Raw genomic sequence first — 1,010 nt, 5'->3', positions numbered from 1 at the left:
GTCATTCATCAATTACCAGTAATTGAAGACACCTTATGGTTGAGGGTATTAGGTAAAGGAGGAACTCAAAAACGAGCAGTTGAAGAGTTAGTTGAACTGCCAGAACGCAATCCTTTTCGAGAGAATTTATTAGAAATTCTGGCCAACTGGCGCAAGAATTTAGAATTGAGAGATAATTTAAGTACCGAAGAACAGGAGGACATCATGAACTTATCACCAGCTTATTTACAACAACGGGAAGAGTGGAAAATAGAAGAACGTCACTCTATGATAGCCAGTCTTCTGGAAGGACGCTTTGGCAGCCTAGATTCGGAATTATCTGGTCTGGTGGAACGGATCGCCCAACTTCCTATCTCGGAACGCACCGGATTGCTTCTTTCTTTGGCAAATTTATCCCGTGAAGAACTACTACAAAGATTCAGGGAAAATTAAAACTCCAGCCTGCCCAAGCCATGAAGAATCATCCCTAAACCCTGATGGTAGTTTGTCCGCGGAAATCACTGTCAAGGTCAAGTCCAGCTTTAACACAGACGCTCCCCTGTCTAGACAGCAAGTAAAGAGTGCGTGGAGAAGTTGACCCAAAGTGCGATCTCGAAGAGACTCGTTTCGCAGTGCGCCAATTGGCTCGCTCAAACCCTAATCAATTCCATAAACATTCAGGTAGAACGCTCAATGCGTTTGCTAGACTGTATTTGAAACAATGTATCAGTGTTCGGTTCGAGAAATAAGCGAACGGTGAAATGTCAGGAATAATCTACGGTCTATTTGAAATTGTAATTAATTGCAACCCTGATTCAGAGGAGACTCAAGAATGTGTTGGAGCGCGGAAGTCTCGACGGTTTTCAGTATCCTCGATGTCACGGCAATAGCAGTCCTTTGTTTCCGCAATCAAAAACGTGATCGCTACTATGCCCTAGCCGCCGCACCGATCGCCTGGCAGGAACTCTGTCAAATATTCCTTTGGCTTAATATGGGGACGGACAGTTCCACTTGTAACGACATCAACGTCG

General features: G+C 44.5%; 1 protein-coding gene and 1 pseudogene. Both read left to right on the top strand.

Translation table 11 applies throughout. From position 1 onward, the window contains the following. Positions 1–432: pseudogene (locus O9295_RS20990) on the top strand (hypothetical protein); the annotation flags it as partial. A 379-nt stretch (positions 433–811) separates the two neighbouring features. After that, a partial coding sequence (locus O9295_RS20985) for a hypothetical protein (RefSeq protein WP_288035071.1) occupies positions 812–1,010 on the top strand: 199 nt, incomplete at its 3' end.

Source organism: Microcystis sp. LE18-22.4A (assembly GCF_027531105.1).
GTDB lineage: Bacteria > Cyanobacteriota > Cyanobacteriia > Cyanobacteriales > Microcystaceae > Microcystis > Microcystis aeruginosa.
Note: the sequence above shows the minus strand (reverse complement) of the source record. Positions and strands in the feature narration are given on the sequence as shown.